Below are 13,244 nucleotides of genomic sequence, written 5' to 3' on the forward strand. Positions count from 1 at the left end.
GGAGACGTCGAGCAAAGACGGTGGTATTCCGAAAACAACAAACCCCGGCTAAATAACCGGGGTTTGTCAGCAGTCTGAGGCGCTGTCCTCACGGGCAGCGCCTTTTTTATTGGCGTGCAAGCGGCAGCGAGCGGACTCCCTGCCAACAAGCGCGCTTACTTCACGTCGTAGCGGTCCGCGGTCATCACCTTGGTCCAGGCGGCGACGAAGTCCTCGACGAACTTCTCCTTGCTGTCGTTCTCTGCATAGAACTCAGAGACGGCGCGCAGCTCGGAGTTGGAGCCAAAGATCAGGTCTACCGGCGTGGCGCTCCACTTGGCCTTGCCTGAGTCGCGGTCCTTGCCGACATAGACGCCGTCGATGGTCTCCGACTTGCTCCACACCGTCGACATGTCGATCAGGTTGACGAAGAAGTCGTTGCTCAGGGTCCCGGGTTTGTCGGTGAAGACGCCGTGCTCACTGCCGTCGGCATTGGCACCGAGTACCCGCAGGCCACCCACCAGGGCAGTCATTTCAGGCACCGTCAGGTCCAGCAGGGCGGCGCGCTCGACCAGGGCTTCAGCCGGCGGGCGGGGGAAGTCCGCTGCCACGTAGTTGCGGAAACCGTCTGCCTTGGGCTCCAGTACCGCGAAGGAGCGTGCGTCCGTCATCTCCTGGGTGGCGTCAGTCCGACCCGGTACGAAGGGTACTTCGACCTTGTGGCCGCCTTGCTTCGCGGCTTCCTCGATGGCAGCTGCACCGCCCAGAACAATCACGTCAGCCAGGGAGACTTGGGTCTTGCCGGCTTTCTTGTTGAAGTCCTGCTGGACTTTCTCCAGCTTGGCCAGGGCAGACGCCAGTTCCGCCGGGTTGTTTACAGCCCAGTCCTTCTGCGGTGCCAGGCGAATGCGGGCACCGTTGGCACCACCGCGCATGTCAGTGGCGCGGAAGGAAGCTGCAGATGCCCAGGCGGTTTTCACCAGATCAGAGGTGCTGAGGCCACTGTCCAGAATCGCCTTCTTCAGCTTCTTGATGTCACGGTCACTGACCTGCTTGTAGTCCGCCTCGGGTACCGGGTCCTGCCAGCTCCAGGTGACTTCCGGCACGGAGTCGCCCAGGTAGCGGGAGGTCGGGCCCATGTCGCGGTGGATGAGCTTGAACCAGGCGCGGGCGTAGGCGTCCTCGAACTCTTCCGGATTGTTCAGCCAGCGCTCGGTAATCTTGCGGTAGGCCGGGTCTTCCTTCAGGGCGAGGTCAGTGGTGAACATCATCGGCGCGTGGCGCTTGTTCGGGTCGTGGGCGTCCGGCACCATGCCCTCACCCTTGCCGTCTTTCGGTTTCCACTGCTTGGCGCCACCGGGGCTCCTGGTCAGTTCATACTCAAAGCCGTACAGGTTCTGCAGGTAGTTGTGAGTCCACTGGGCCGGGCTCACCGTCCAGGCGCCTTCCAGGCCGCTGGTCACTGTGTCCGCACCCTTACCGGTGCCGCACTTGTTCTTCCAGCCCAGGCCCTGTTCTTCCAGGGGAGCCGCTTCCGGCTCGGGGCCGACGCAGTCCGAGGCCTTGTGGGCACCGTGGGCCTTGCCGAAGGTGTGGCCACCGGCGATCAGGGCGGCGGTTTCTTCGTCATTCATGGCCATACGGCCGAAGGCGTCACGGATGGCGGCGGCGGCCAGCAGCGGATCCGGGTTCTGGTGAGGGCCTTCCGGGTTGACGTAGATCAGGCCCATTTCGGTGGCGCCGAAGGGACCCTCGATGCGGCCTTCATCGTTTCGGCGCTGGTCGGTGAGCCACTGGCCTTCCGGGCCCCAGTTCACGTCTTCCGGCTCCCACTCATCGGCGCGGCCATAGGCGAAGCCCGCGGTCTTGAAGCCCATGTCTTCCATGGCCAGGTTGCCGGCCAGCACGATCAGGTCGGCCCAGGACACGGCGCTGCCGTATTTTTCCTTGATTGGCCAGAGCAGGCGGCGGGCCTTGTCGAGGCTGGCGTTGTCCGGCCAGCTGTTCAGGGGAGCAAAGCGCTGCATGCCGCCGTCGGAGCCACCGCGGCCGTCGATGGTGCGGTAGGTGCCCGCGGCGTGCCAGGACATGCGGATAAAGAAGGGACCGTAGTGACCGAAGTCAGCGGGCCACCAATCCTGGGAGGTGGTCATCAGCTTGCGCAGGTCTTTTTCCAGGGCTTTCTGGTCGAGTTCCTTGAAGGCTTCCGTGTAATTGAAGCCAGACCCCATGGGGTCAGAGGAGGCGGAGGAGTCGCGCAGCGGCTCCAGGCTCAGGCGGTTGGGCCACCAGTAGTCATTGTCGGGCATGTCCGCCGCGCTGGCGCCGATCGATGTGGCACCGATCGCACACAATGTGGCAACTGATAGTGCTTTTCTTAGGAATCTGGGTTTGCTCATCCTGGGTCTCTCTCACGGGTTGCGAAATGGGTAAAGCAGTCGCTAGCGGGCGTAAGGTACTTATTCCTCGCGCGGAGGGGTATCGGGCCTTACTGACCGGTAACCCTTTGAGTATAGGCAAGGGTTGGAGATTCTCTCCAATTTGAAAAGGTGAAGGTGGTGTTCGGTTTTTTGGATACATGGCTGTCGTGTAAACAGGCCATCGAAGCAATGATCGCACAACCTATCGGTGTGAGCCGTGTCGGGAGTAGTGGACGTAGAGCTTGACGTTTGCGTTGATTCCGCACTACTTTCGATGAGTGCTTTAGCTCTCTCCGGTGGAGACCCAGCTCGGTATGCTTGCAAATACGCTTCAGGACTTCGACGAGACGACGTTTGAAAAACGTCTGAAAGAGGCTTTGCTGGCTGAGAACGCCGTGAAAGAGTCGGACTTCGCCCGCATACACCGGATGCGTGCCGACCAGGCAGGGGATGAATCTCTGGTATCCCTGTTACAACGGTTGGGGATGGTTCAGGAACGGGATCTCGCAGAGGCGTTGTCCCGTCTGCTATCGCTTCGCCTGATTGCCGAAAATGATTTTCCTGTTGTTCCTGTGGATTGTGACCGCCTGTCGGAGCGATTCTTGGTAGACCAGGCCATAGTGCCCCTGGAATTGGATGAGGAACGCTTGCTGCTGGCGATGTCAGATCCGACAGCCAAGTTCGCCATCGAGTCGATGGAAAAGGTATTTGAGCGGAATGTCGAACCCTGCGTGGCGATGAAATCGGATATCCACGGGGCCCTGCAACAGCTTTATACCAATCCGGCGGGCGCAGGGCAACCTTCCGGATCCGGTGTCGATTCCACCGATCCCGATGTTGAACAGTTGCGGGATATGGCCAGTGAGGCACCCGTCATTCGGCTTGTAAACGAGTTGATCCAGAGAGCCGTAGAATATCGCGCCTCGGATATCCACATCGAACCGTTTGAGAACCAGTTGAAGGTCCGCAGTCGGATCGACGGGGTTCTGTGCGACCTGTCCGCGCCTGCCAAGGCGATGGCGCCGGCGATTATCTCGCGGATCAAGATTATGTCCGGCCTGGATATCGCGGAGCGGCGTTTGCCACAGGACGGCCGGATCAATCTCCATGTCCGTGGTGAAAACCTGGATATTCGAGTTTCCACCATGCCTACGATGTATGGTGAAAGCGTCGTCATGCGGTTGTTGCGTCGGGAGGCGGTGTCACTGGATTTCGATACCCTGGGATTCAGTGAGGAACAGAAATTCCTGATATCCCGGGCCTTGGACATGCCACATGGGATGGTGATTGTGACAGGGCCTACCGGCAGCGGGAAGACAACGACGCTGTACACCGCGCTGCACGCGCTCAATACCGAGGAGCGAAAAGTCATCACAGTGGAGGATCCGGTTGAATACAATCTGGAAGGAATTAACCAGATTCAGGTGAATCCGGCGGTTGGTCTCACCTTTTCAGGGGCGCTGCGCTCAATCGTCCGACAGGACCCTGACGTCATAATGGTGGGTGAGATGCGGGATCTGGAAACTGCGAGGATATGCATCCAGTCGGCGTTAACCGGCCACCTGGTACTGTCTACGCTCCACACCAACGATGCATCAAGTAGTATTACGCGGCTCGTCGAAATGGGTGTGGATGAGTACCTGATAAATTCGACCGTGAACCTGGCGGTAGCCCAGCGGCTCGTACGTTTACTCTGCCACGAGTGTCGCGAACCTTATACGCCGAGCGAGGCGCTTGTCGAGGAGTTTGCCCTCGAACGTTTTGCCGGGCGCACATCATTACAGCTGTACAGGCCCCGTGGTTGCGAGGCCTGTGGCGGTACGGGTTACCGCGGTCGTATTGCAATCCTCGAGATGCTCCGGTTAAGCGAAGGAATTCGCGATCTTGTACTGCAGAAAGCAAGCGCGGGGCAACTTGCCCGTGCTGCAATGGCTGAAGGGATGAATACCATGCTTGAGGACGGCTGTCGCAAGGCTGTGCAGGGGCTGACCACCATCGAGGAGGTTGTTCGGGTTACGCAGGAGGCCTGACATGGCCGTGTTCACCTATCAGGCCATTACTACTGGAGGAGAAACGCGGCGCGGCGACGTGTACGCCGCATCTGAGCAGGAGGCGGTCGATAAGATTCAGATGATGGGTCTTATCGTGCTTGATATTGGCAGTGACGATCGCCCGCGGCAGGTAACTGCCGGCCCCTTGCGCCTGATGACACGGCAAGGCCTTGGACACAGGGACATAGTCGATTTTACTCGCCAGGTTTCGACGTTGGTAGCGGCTGGTCTGCCGCTTGATCGGGCACTGGACATCATTCGCAGCGTGGCTTCATTACCCCCGCTGGTATCCCTGGTGGAGAAACTGCAGGAAAAAATTCGCAGTGGTGATTCTTTCTCTACCGCTCTTCGCGGTTTCCCACAGTATTTCTCCGATTTTTACGTCAGTCTGGTGCGCTCGGCGGAGCTGTCGGGAAACCTGGGCGAGTGCATGTCGGATCTTTCCCGCTATCTCGACAGGGCCAAGGCCCTGCGTGACCAACTGACATCCGCGCTGATTTACCCGTTAATTCTGGTTGTTGTCACCGTGATTTCTCTGGCTGTCATCTTTACCTATGTGCTTCCCGAGTTTGCCCAGATGTTCGAAGACATGAATGCCGAGCTCCCTGCATCGGCAGCATTCGTACTTGGAACGGCTGATTTTTTTAACCAGTACGGATGGGTGCTACTTCTCGTCCTGATTGTTGGCTACTTTTACCTGCGACAACTGCATCGCGATGAGCAAAGGCGCCTTGCCTGGGATTCCCGCCTGCTAACACTTCCCCTTGTTGGAGGTCTGGTTGGCAAGATCGAAATGGCGCGGTTCAGTCGCAGTCTGGGCACCTTGTTGAAGGGTGGCGTGCCCTTGATGGCCGCGCTGGAAATTGCCAGTGAGAGTTTGCGGAACCGATTGATGACACGCAGGCTCCTTGAGGCAGCGGCGGATATCGGCGAGGGCACCGGCCTGGCGGCCTCTCTTATGGATAGTGGTGTGTTCCCGGAGTTTGCGCTGCAAATGATTCAGGTGGGCGAGGAAACAGGCGAGCTGGACTCGATGCTGCTCCAGGTGGCGGAGATCTATGATGAGGAGGTGGGCACCGCTACCACTCGAATGCTGTCGATTGTAGAGCCGGTGATGATTGTCGGCCTGGCGGTGGTGATTGGCGGGATCGTGATTTCCATCCTGTCGGCGATCCTGAGTATCAATGAAATACCGGTGTGAGTGGCGGACGAGTGCCCCTCCGGTGTGCTCGAGAGGATTTACACTACTGGAACTCGTACTTGTCATGGCAATCCTGGTTATGGTGATGAGTATCGTCTCGGTACGACTTGTCAGTTCAGAAGCGGGAGACCTGCGCACAGAAAGCCAGAAGCTGGCGAGCCAGTTGCGCTATTTGCGCGCCAGGGCTCTGGCCGATGGCAGGATATATGACCTGTCCATCGCGGCCGATGGCAGAGCGTACCGGCTCGACCCCAATCAACCGTTAGTGGAGCTGCCCGACGCAGTGCAGATGACCCTGAATCCGTCGCGGCATGGACAAGTAAACACACCTGGTACGGTCTCATTCTATCCTGACGGTTCCTCAAGTGGGGCGCGGATTTCCCTTGCCGGAGCAACAGCAGAAGTTCATCTGGATGTAAGCTGGATTACTGGCGAGGTCTCCATTGAAAAGGGCGATTAAGTCGCCAGGGGGTTTTACCCTATTGGAGGTGGTCGTGGCACTCGCTGTGGTGAGTGTGTCTTTGACGATGATTTATCGGGCAATTTCGTCTTCAGCGCGGAATACCGGCACTACAGATGATTATTATCGCGCCCTGCAAATTGCAGAGTCGCGAATGAGTCTGTTATCAGCCCAGTCGCGAACAGCGCCGTTCGACAGCGGGCTTGTCGGTGATCGATTTCGCTGGGAGACCCGGATTCAGGAGTATCTGAGTCCCCTGGACAGCTCACTGGCTTCGGGCAATCGAAACCTGCTCGAGACGAGTGGCGTTCGCCCTTACCTGTTGAGCGTATCAGTGAGTTGGGGAGATTTTGGCAGACGGAAAGTCAGCTTGGCCACAGTCCGACTCCTGGAGGATCGATGATCGGGCATTGCAGCTGTTATCTGCTTCCGAAGGCTCACAGAGGGTGTGGGTTTACCCTTGTCGAGTTGCTCGTGGCTCTGGTCCTGATGTCGTTTATCACTGTGCTTATGGCCAGTGGACTGCGGGCGACCGGCCAGGGATGGGAGAAAATTACCGATCGGCAGAACGAGAACGAACACCGCTTCCAGGTCGACCAGTTCTTGCGGCGACATATCAACAGTGCACGGTTTCCACGGATTCGCGACGAGGAAGGTGTCGGTATGGTGGGCTTCTTCGGTACTGCATCTTCGCTGCACTTCCTGGCGCCCATGCCGGTCTACGAGAATAACGGCGTCCTCTACTGGTGGAATCTGAAAATTATCACCGACGACAAGACGCGGGAGCAGGTCCTGGAACTTCAGTATCTCCCCTATCGAGACGGTGAGCCTGTGCGCTATGACCAGGTGGCCGGACTGTCGATGGAAGGTGTATCGCTGCGGCAGATTGAAGTGGCGAGACAGGTTCGTATCAGCAGTATTCGATACTACGGAGCGACTGGCCGCGGAGGAGGCGGAGAGAGCTGGCTGACCGAATGGCCCGCGGGCAGCGACCTGGCGCCACGGGTAATCCGCCTGCAGATCGAAGAACTGAATCGGCAGGGGGAGTACGAAGCCTGGCAGGAAATCGCGGTGGCGCCGCGTTTCAGGGACCAGGAGATTGGAGGTGGCCACGGTGATTGAGGCCCGGAGAAGGGGTTCAGGGGGGGCGATATTGTTATCGGCGCTCTGGTTGTTAGTACTCATGTCGCTCATGGTGACTGCCCTGACCTGGTCGACACGCTATTCCATACGGGCGGTGTCAGTCATTCGGGACACAATAGAGGCACGCTACCTTGCCGAGGGTGCCTTCCAGGTGGTGTACGGCAACCTGATGCAGCGCCGGCCCGATGATCGCCTGCTGGGGGACGGTGAAGTGCTGGATATTCCCATCGGTGAGGGGCATGCGCTGGTGCGGGTCAACGATGAACACGGCAAGGTTGATATAAACTACGCCGGTCAGGCCTTGTTGGCGCGCTTGTTTTATAGCCTCGACGTGGAGATGAGCCGGGCGGACTCGCTGGCCGCGGCTATCCTTGATTATCGCGATGAGGATCACCTGAATTTGCTCAACGGAGCCGAGGACGACGATTACCAGAAGCGTGGGCTTGCTTGGGAGGCCAAGGACGCCCCTTTTACCAGTATAGAGGAGTTGCGCCAGGTGCTCGGTATGGAGCCGGAAATATTCGAGGCGCTCAGGCCCCTGGTAACGGTTCACACCCTGAGCCGCGGGGTCAATCCGGAAGTGGCGTCGTTACCTGTTTTGATGGCGATTTCCAACGACAGTGAGGCGACCCTGGTGAACTACGTTGCCCAGCGTCGATCCAGCCGCAGCGCGGGCTTGCCCGCTCCTCGTCCCCCATCGGTCGACCGGCGATTTCTCACGCGAGTACGGGGCGTCATCTATACTTTATCGGCTGTCGGTATAACCGGGCAGGGTGAGCGCTCGGGCTTGTCAACGACAATCCGCCTTCGTCGGTCGAGCCATGATGCGACTATCACCACACTGGAATGGCGGCCGTATTTGCACAGCGATGTGGAGCTGGAACAAGTGTCTGTCAACGAATATTCGAGGATGTCACCATCCCCTTCATTATCGGGGGAACAGGATGCAGGTTGAGGGCCTGGCGCGTCTCGGAGAGTTCTGGGATTGGTGGCTTGGGGAGTTGAAGCCGCTGGTACCGGACTGGGTACGGCGAGCCTTTGCTGTCGACTCTGCCCGCTTGCTGGTCAGAATCCAGGGTGGCGATGTGATCGTCACACTGGAGGAAGAAAGCGGCCTCCGGGAGCTGGGCAGTACCAATGTCCTGGAGTTGGATGAGGCAGGTGTCCACCGGTTCCATGAGGAGTTGGAATCCGGAGTTCCTGACAACGTCCATGTCGTGGTTGTTCTTTCGCTGCACGATCTACTGTCACGGGATGTTTTTCTGCCTCTGGCTGCCGAGCAAAACCTTGCAACGGCCATACGGTTTGAACTGGACCGGCTCATGCCCTACAGGAAGGGGATCACGGTGTTTGGCTACAGCGAGCCGCAGCGTCTTGAGGCTCGTGAACAGTTGAAGGTAAACCTGTTTTGCATGGAGCGGGCGCGGCTGGCTCGTTTGCTGGAGAAATTGCGTGCACTGGGCCTGGCTCCCGGCGCAGTAGTACCGGAGACTGATGATTGGGAGGGCGTTCCTACACTGAATATGTTGGAAGCCAGCGACAGGCAACCCGAACGGACGCTATGGGATGCGCCGCTTCGGAAGGCAGGCCTGATCTGTCTGTCGCTTGTGCTGGCCGCACTTATTTTCCCTGCTTGGCAATTTCACCGTCAGTCGGCAAACTTGACGGCCGCGATCGCGGAGAATCGTGATCGGGCGGAGTTGATTGCCGCCAAGCGGAATGCACTGCGAAGTCGACAGACAGCCCAGGAGGTCATTCTCTCGAGGTTGCGCACAGACCCTGGAAAACTTGAATTACTGTCCGAGATTACCCGGCTGCTCCCGGACGATACCTGGGTCGCTCGCTTCGATATAGACGAGGCACGGGTATTCCTACAGGGTGAATCAAGCAAAGCATCCGATCTGGTGGAAATTCTGGAGGAATCCCCCTACCTGGAGAACGTACAGTTCCGTTCGCCGGTTATCCGTAACCAGCGAACCGGAATGGAGCAGTACGAGTTGGATATGACTTTGTCGAGCGAGGGCGTGTGAAGAATCTGTCGCCGGGGGTACAGAGGCTGGTAGCCATCGCGCTTCTCGCTGTGTTGTTGCTGGTTTTCGTCCAGTACGTAGCAATGCCACTTTGGACATACTATGCGTCTCGCGCTGCAGATTTCGTGTTCCAGCGACGCCAGGCTCACCGGTTTGAGTACCTCCTGGCTCATGAGGAAGCGATTGATGTCGCGTCGCAGCGCCTGGCGCTGGAAAATGACGGCGGAGAGCTCTTTCTTCCTGGCAGCAAACCAGCGATTGCTTCGGCGAACTTGCGCGAGTTTGTGACCGATGCGGTTGAGCGCAGCGGTGCGCAACTGGTTAGCACCCAGGAATATGAGGCCGGGGCAGTCCCGTCGGTGACCGCGATTGGTTTGCAGGTGAATGTAAACGGAGAGATTCGGCACTTGGTGGACCTTTTACACGATATTGAAAATTCCCGGCCTGTGGTCCTTATCGACCAACTGAACATCGTTAGCTCCAGCCCTATCAAGGGGGCGGTACAGACGCGCTCGCCTGGTACCGTGGGCCAGGAACATTTCAGCCTGGGTATTCGAATCAATCTTGTGGCGTACCTGCTGGGAGAATCGTCAGATGAAACCTAGTGGGAATCCTCTGGTAAAGATGTTTTGGGGGATAAACACCGCTCTAATCGCATTGCTTGTGTACGAAGCAGTTTATTTTATGTTTTTGGGGTCTGTAGAGGCGGAGGTTTCGAGTGACTATCCGGGTGACTCGGCAGCCCTCGCCCGAATTGGTAGCCAGGCTGGCCCACTGGAGGACTATCAGGAAGCTGTGGACAGATCACTGTTTAACTGGCAGCGCGAGCCACTGGGCGCTACGGACGAGATGGTAGACGCAACATTTAGCGACGGCGTCTGGGAATTGATAGGGCTTGTAGACACAGGTGTTTCAACCTACGCTCTGTTTAATGACTCTCGCGGCGAGCGCCAGTTCAAACTGGAGCAGGGGACGGAAGTGGATGGTTGGGAAATTTCCAGGATTACTCCGGAGGAAGTTACTTTGGTTAACGGTGTTGAGGAGAAGGTGTTTCGCCTGAGCCTCGAGAATATACCTCCAAAGCACAACAATCGACAGAGTTCGGCCCATCGCGACTAGGCCGAATTCATTAACCAGGGAGCCGTATGCACGGGCCACGGGGTGATCACTGATGATATCTTTGGCTAAAGCGCTGCTTCCGGGCTTTATAATGTTGCCTCTACTGACATCATGTGTCGCTACGAGTCATAATCCAGCTGGCTCGGAAAACCTGGCAGCAGTTCCCGAGCCAGTTGTCTCTCCTGAAACATCGCAAGATACATTTGCTACGAATGAAGTGGCAGTTGAGGAAACTGCCTCCCCTCCCTTGCAGGAAATTCACAGCGGCAGCGGCCGGTTTATCGCGCCCCTTCCGACAGGTGTGCACGATGCCCCGGATGCCGAGGGTGATGTGATTCTGAACTTCCAGAACTCTCCTATCGCGGAGGTGGTGAAGTCAGTCCTTGGTGACACCCTGAAAGTGAACTATACCGTGGACCCAGGTGTTACCGGTACAGTCTCCATGCGCACCACCCAGCCTATACATCGCGAATCGCTGGTTGGTGTGCTGGACAGCCTTTTGCGTATGAATGGGGCGGCGATACTTAAGACCCGTGATCTCTATGAAGTCCTGCCTATCACCGACGGTGTGCCGCCAGCCCTGTCCGCCAGCACTCGCATCAGTGCCGATCAGGGTTACCAGGTGCTTATCGTGCCCCTCCAATATATCTCGGCAAAGGAAATGGCCAAGCTACTGGAGCCTGTTAAATCCGAGAAGGCGGTGGTAGAGGCGGACGAGTACCGAAACCTGCTTATTCTGGCGGGAACCCAGGGAGAACTGTTCAATTTACGCGAGAGCATCTCGATTTTTGATGTCGATCAGTTGCAGGGGATGTCGGTTGGCATATTTCGTTTACAGAACGTAGATGCCAATGTCGTACTGTCCGAACTGGAACAGATATTTGGCGACCAGGCTGAGGGACCACTGGCTGGCCTGGTTCGGTTTACAGTGATCGAACGCATCAATGCCCTGATGGTTATCACGCCGCAGGATAAATACCTGAAGGATGTTTCGACCTGGGTGGCCAGGCTGGATCAGGCGCAGGGTTCCAACGGCGTCAATATGTACGTCTACTACGTGCAGAATGGCAAGGCAGAAAAGCTGGCTGAATTGCTGCGAGAAATGTTCGAGGAGAAGCGGCGCAATGCCGCTGCCGCCAGGGAGAGCAACGCCACCGCGACGCCAGTTGCGGATGAGGGCGGCAGTGCCAGGCAGAATCAGCGCGTGTCCAGTATTGAAACTGGCGATATCTCCATTATGTCCTATCCGGAAACCAACGCACTCCTGATCTCAGCCTCACCCACCGATTATCAGGAAGTGGAAAAGGCCATCGAAAAACTCGACGTACTGCCCATGCAGGTTCTGATAGAGGCATCGATTGTCGAGGTGACGCTGGGCGACAATCTGCAGTACGGCATGCAATGGTTTTTTACCAACTCAGTGGGCAGTGACTACAGTGGCCGGGGTGGTCTCAATATACCGGCTAGCGGAAATGTTAGTGGAGAGAATGCGCTTGCAGGAGCGCTGAAGGACCCAGTGAACTTCACCTATGCGTTATTTGATGCCACGGAAACCAAGGCTGTTCTCAATATGATAGCCGGTGATTCCAGACTTAATGTGCTGTCTGCGCCTTCGCTAATGGTGCTGGACAATCATACGGCCGTCATCAAGGTTGGCGACCAGGTCCCCATACGAACAACAGAGACCACCAATACGAGCAGTTCTGTCGCGAATCCCAACGGAGTAGTGGGAAGCAATATCACTTCCGAAATCGAGTATCGCGATACTGGCGTTACCCTGGAGGTTACTCCACGGGTCAATTCGGGTGGTATGGTGATGCTCGATATCACTCAGCGAGTCGACGATGTAACAGAAACAACGTCCTCCAATATTGACTCGCCCACAATTTTGCAGCGCGAAATTACCACCAGCGTCGCGGTACAAAGTCGGGAAACCTTGGTTCTTGGCGGCCTTATAAGGGATAGCAAGGAAGAAGAGGACAGCGGAATTCCCCTGCTGAAGGACATTCCCTATCTTGGTGCGCTCTTTGGCACGACCCGCGTTACAGAGTCCAAAACTGAACTGGTAGTACTTATTACACCAAGTGCAGTAGCAAACTCTTCGGACGCACGGCGAGTAACGGATGAATACAAAGCAAAACTCAAGGGAGTCGATTTGTCCGGATTGCGTTGAAGCCGTCCAGATGTGTCGACATTGTTACCGTATTGTTACAAGTGGCGGCTGTACGGCCACTGGCTTTCAGCAAGCGATCTAGAATTTATTACTATAGCTGCCGCTAGCATTATATCTACATCACATAAAAACTGTGACATTCCTGCTGATTTTCTCGAGCAGAGGCGCATTCTATTGCTTTGATAAGTGTGAAGAATCAACCGCTTAGAAGGTCCTTCTTATCTAACGTTTCATACTTCTCCATTGTGCTGCCAATAACTAGCTTCTCAATCCAAAGTTTTGAACTGGTTCACTTGTGGCATTCTGCATATGAACTATACCTGTACATGTCTTTGATGACCGACTGCTTCGAAAGGGCACGGATTGTCCGCCTTGATCTTCTGGAATTTTCCGCGGCTGACGATTCACGCAAAGCCACAGGCCTGTGACTCCACAGGTGGCTGGACTACCGAAAAGCATCGCGCAACGTGATCGATTACGGGTAGTCCGGCTTACTCCAACACGGAGGTGTTCCCGTTCTTATTGCGTTGCAGGCTTCGCTTGAGGAGTTTGCGTGTGAAGAAGTTCGGCTGCGTCACCGCCAAACAGCATAGATTTCGCGCTCAGGTTCGGTACCCGAAAGGGTGCCGGGTAGATAGTCGTTTGTCCGGCCTGCAGTTACCGGAAGG

11 protein-coding genes are annotated in these 13,244 nt (G+C 56.8%); 10 read left to right on the top strand and 1 reads right to left on the bottom strand.

All coding sequences use genetic code 11. The features are described from left to right. Positions 1 to 155: 155 nt before the first annotated feature. Positions 156 to 2,378: a catalase/peroxidase HPI gene (gene katG, locus FV139_RS15820; RefSeq protein ID WP_148069448.1), complete on the bottom strand. Its 2,223-nt coding sequence runs from the start codon at positions 2,376 to 2,378 to the stop codon at positions 156 to 158. Between the two features lie 335 nt (positions 2,379 to 2,713). Between katG and FV139_RS15825 the strand changes: the two genes are divergently transcribed. The 10 genes from FV139_RS15825 (at position 2,714) to gspD (ending at position 12,576) form a co-directional block, all read left to right on the top strand. Further along, positions 2,714 to 4,429, top strand: a complete 1,716-nt coding sequence (locus tag FV139_RS15825) for a GspE/PulE family protein (protein ID WP_187276586.1) — start codon at positions 2,714 to 2,716, stop codon at positions 4,427 to 4,429. Between the two features lies 1 nt (position 4,430). After that, on the top strand, positions 4,431 to 5,651 hold the full coding sequence (locus FV139_RS15830; RefSeq protein ID WP_148069449.1) for a type II secretion system F family protein: 1,221 nt from the start codon (positions 4,431 to 4,433) through the stop codon (positions 5,649 to 5,651). Beyond that, entirely contained in the window at positions 5,635 to 6,111 is a 477-nt protein-coding gene (locus FV139_RS15835; protein ID WP_148069450.1) for a GspH/FimT family pseudopilin, read from the top strand. The genes FV139_RS15830 and FV139_RS15835 overlap by 17 nt, the downstream gene beginning before the upstream one ends. Then, on the top strand, positions 6,095 to 6,514 hold the full coding sequence (locus FV139_RS21400; RefSeq protein ID WP_407946826.1) for a prepilin-type N-terminal cleavage/methylation domain-containing protein: 420 nt from the start codon (positions 6,095 to 6,097) through the stop codon (positions 6,512 to 6,514). The genes FV139_RS15835 and FV139_RS21400 overlap by 17 nt, the downstream gene beginning before the upstream one ends. After that, positions 6,511 to 7,233: a prepilin-type N-terminal cleavage/methylation domain-containing protein gene (locus FV139_RS15845; protein ID WP_148069451.1), complete on the top strand. Its 723-nt coding sequence runs from the start codon at positions 6,511 to 6,513 to the stop codon at positions 7,231 to 7,233. The genes FV139_RS21400 and FV139_RS15845 overlap by 4 nt, the downstream gene beginning before the upstream one ends. Beyond that, positions 7,217 to 8,209, top strand: coding sequence for a type II secretion system minor pseudopilin (locus FV139_RS15850; RefSeq protein WP_148069452.1), 993 nt, complete (start codon positions 7,217 to 7,219; stop codon positions 8,207 to 8,209). Before FV139_RS15845 ends, FV139_RS15850 begins: the two co-directional genes overlap by 17 nt. Then, complete coding sequence (locus tag FV139_RS15855; RefSeq protein WP_187276589.1) at positions 8,199 to 9,284, top strand: PilN domain-containing protein; 1,086 nt, start codon at positions 8,199 to 8,201, stop codon at positions 9,282 to 9,284. Before FV139_RS15850 ends, FV139_RS15855 begins: the two co-directional genes overlap by 11 nt. Beyond that, positions 9,281 to 9,889, top strand: a complete 609-nt coding sequence (gene gspM / locus FV139_RS15860; RefSeq protein WP_148069454.1) for a type II secretion system protein GspM — start codon at positions 9,281 to 9,283, stop codon at positions 9,887 to 9,889. Before FV139_RS15855 ends, gspM begins: the two co-directional genes overlap by 4 nt. Next, positions 9,879 to 10,403 carry a hypothetical protein gene (locus FV139_RS15865; protein WP_148069455.1) on the top strand — a complete coding sequence of 175 codons (525 nt, stop codon included), beginning with the start codon at positions 9,879 to 9,881 and terminating at the stop codon, positions 10,401 to 10,403. Before gspM ends, FV139_RS15865 begins: the two co-directional genes overlap by 11 nt. Before the next feature lie 61 nt (positions 10,404 to 10,464). Beyond that, on the top strand, positions 10,465 to 12,576 hold the full coding sequence (gene gspD, locus FV139_RS15870) for a type II secretion system secretin GspD (protein ID WP_187276590.1): 2,112 nt from the start codon (positions 10,465 to 10,467) through the stop codon (positions 12,574 to 12,576). Positions 12,577 to 13,244: the final 668 nt, after the last annotated feature.

It is taken from the genome of Parahaliea maris (assembly GCF_008064665.1).
Taxonomy (GTDB): Bacteria; Pseudomonadota; Gammaproteobacteria; order Pseudomonadales; family Halieaceae; genus Parahaliea; species Parahaliea maris.